This is a genomic window from uncultured Clostridium sp., from assembly GCF_947039605.1.
GTDB lineage: Bacteria > Bacillota > Clostridia > Clostridiales > Clostridiaceae > Sarcina.
On the sequence record NZ_CAMQZG010000095.1, the window covers coordinates 1 to 3,122 of the forward strand.

The 3,122-nt window shown below is 28.0% G+C and carries 2 protein-coding genes; one reads left to right on the plus strand and one right to left on the minus strand.

What is annotated here, in order from left to right:
• Positions 1-717 precede the first annotated feature (717 nt).
• Complete coding sequence (gene hydE, locus Q0V24_RS17010; protein WP_297523356.1) at positions 718-1,839, minus strand: [FeFe] hydrogenase H-cluster radical SAM maturase HydE; 1,122 nt, start codon at positions 1,837-1,839, stop codon at positions 718-720.
• A gap of 321 nt (positions 1,840-2,160) precedes the next feature.
• On the opposite strand from hydE, the gene Q0V24_RS17015 reads away from it, so the two are divergent.
• Positions 2,161-2,859, plus strand: a complete 699-nt coding sequence (locus tag Q0V24_RS17015; protein WP_297523359.1) for a hypothetical protein — start codon at positions 2,161-2,163, stop codon at positions 2,857-2,859.
• Positions 2,860-3,122: the final 263 nt, after the last annotated feature.

A 3,122-nucleotide genomic window follows, 5' to 3' on the forward strand; every position in this document is an offset into this window, starting at 1 on the left:
ATGCGCGAGAGTGACTGGAGTTCAGACGTGTGCTCTTCCGATCTCTTCAATTCCAGCTTTCATAGCTCTATCAAATGATGTTAAGTGATACTCATAATCCCCTTTTAATGACTTAGGATGCATTTTTTCATAAGCTTCTTTATCATAAGTTTCTTGGAATAAAATATAAGTCCCAATACCCTTATCCAAAAGTTTTTTATAGTTCTCCTGTGTTGTTGCTGCTATATTTACATTAACTCTTCTAATCATACCATTAGCATTCTGAGTATTATAAATAGTATCAAGACACTCTAAAACATAATCTATAGGTGCATTAACAGGGTCTTCTCCAAGCTCTAAAGCAAGTCTTTTATGTCCCATTTTTTCTAGTATTCTAACTTCTTGTGCCACTTCCTCTTGAGTAAGTTTTCTTCTTGTAAACTTATTACATCTTTGATAACCACAATAAACACAATTATTTACACAATAATCACTAACATATAAAGGTGCAAACATAACTATTCGTTTGCCATATATACTCTCTTTAAGCTCTCCTGCAAGCTTGTACATATCTAAAACTACCTCTTTATCTTCTATCATTAAAAGAATTGCTGCATCCTTATATGTTAGTCTTTCTCCATTTTTCACTCTACTTAACGCTACTTTAGCCTCTTCCACTGTTGGATTCTTAGTTTCTTCTAAGATTCTTTTAATTAATTCTTGATTAATGAACATACCTTATACTCCTTTTTTAGTAAACTTTAAATTCTCTGTTTTTGTATTTTTTTCATTAATAACTTTTTGTTTAAATTTATCTTGCCAATTAAAATTATCGCCTCTTGATACTTCAACATCATATCCAAAGTTCTTCATTCTTTTTTCTATACAAGCTCTACATTCTGCTGCCTCATCACCAGTGCAAATCTTGCCATCATATAAAGCATATTTATCCCTCACACTTGTAGGTGATAAATTAGGCATAACTACATTGCCCCCTGCTTTTATCCCTTTTTCTCTACCTGTGTTATCAATACTTCCAAGTGCTGTTGTAGCTGGAAGTAAAATTTCAGGTAAAAGAAGCCTTACAAGGGCAAGCATTAATATAGTTTTCTCTAAAGTTCCACTATTTTCATTTCCAAGAGGTGTATCTTTTTGTGGAATAAAAGGTCCTATCCCACACATAGCTGGTTCAAACTCTTTTACAAACATTAAATCATTTACTAAATCTTCATCTGTTTGATTTGGAAGTCCTACCATAAAACCTGCTCCTGCCTGATATCCAATCTTTTTTAAATTTTTTAAACACTCTCTTCTACTCTCCATACATGTTCCAGGGTGCAGGCTATCATACAAAGACTTAGTTGCCGTTTCATGTCTTAAAAGAAATCTATCAGCACCAGCCTTATACAATTTTTCATAAGACTTATAACTTCTCTCACCAATTGAAAGTGTAATAGCATTATCAGGATACTTTTCCTTTATCCCTTTAATAATTTTTATCATCCTCTCATCTGTAAAATATGGATCTTCCCCACCTTGAAGAACATAAGTCTTATACCCAAGACTATCACCAAGGTCTACACATTCCATAATCTGCTCATATGATAATCTATATCTTTGTGTATTTTTATTACTTTTTCTAATGCCACAATATCTACAATCCATCTTGCAATAATTTGTAAACTCAATAAGCCCTCTCATATAAACTTTATTTCCATAAAACTTTTTTCTAGTTTTATCTGACTTCTCAATTAAATACTCTGTTTCCTTACTGTTGATATTAGAAACTAAATATAAAAGTTCTTCTCTAGATAAATTATTTTCTAAAGAAAGCTTATCTATAATATCTTTTATAACCATTTAATAAACTCCAATTCATTTTAAAATAATGAAATTCAAAAATATTCCATTATTTTGATTATAAATGGAAATGAAAGTAAAATCTACTATCAGTAATTACTAAATTAATATAAAATATTACTTTAGTTCTATCTATATACTAATAAAATTAAGTTATTAGTAACTTTCCCTTCAAAAAATAGCTTTCAAAAAATTAATGTTATATTTTTAACAATTAAATGCTTTTAATCTTAAATTTGATAATTAAAAGTAATCATTATATACTTTTAGTAAAAGAAAGAATTTTTTAGTACCTTTACTAAAAAAAAGGAGATATAACAAATGAAAAAAAAAATTATAGTGTCACTTATAGCTGTTATAATTATTAGTGGAATTGGATTTGCTACATATTCTTACACTAAACAAAAAACAAAATTTATTACAGAACAAAATGCAAATTTAAAAGCACAAGTAACAGAACAAAACCAAGAACTAGCAAATAGCAATAAAGCAGTTCAAATTAACTTGCATATAAAAGATGGTGCATTTGCAGTTGCTGCAAAAGAGCTTGCTAGTCTTACCAACCCACAAGATGTACAAGCACTTACAGCTAAATTAAACTTATATAAACAAACTGCACAAAATTTCAATAATACTATAGCTAATGCCTTAAACAACTTAAAGCAAAATCACAATATAGATACATTCTCAAAAGCTATAAATAACTTAAATACATCTAACCTTATATCATCAGATGTGCAAAAACTTAATGAACTTAAAGAAACATTACCTAATTTAACTAAACTTAAAGAAGTACAAAACCTTATATTAGCTAAAGATTTTACACAAGCTAAAGACACTTTTGAAACAATAAATCAAAATCTTCTTATAAAAGCAGGGATTTTAGCACAAGATAAACTTACAAAAATACAAAACTTTATAAATAATAGTTTATCTACAAAAAAAGAAATCATAAATTCAGTTAACCAGAAAGTATCTGAACTTAAAAATAAACAATTAGACATCCTAAATCAACTATAAATCTAACTTAAAGTTTAATTAATATTTTATAATAATCATTTTTGATTAGCTTTCTATTGTGATATAATGTATACAAGTGAGGATTAAAATTATGTATAATGACGAATTATTTAATAGAAAGCTTTATAATTTAAGAGAAGATATACAAGATTATATAAATACATGTTATCTTAAAGAAATATCACCAGATTACCTAAATGATTTGATGGTTTTTTTAGAAAAGTGGGATAAAGATGGGCATATGCTTGATAGTATTACAATGG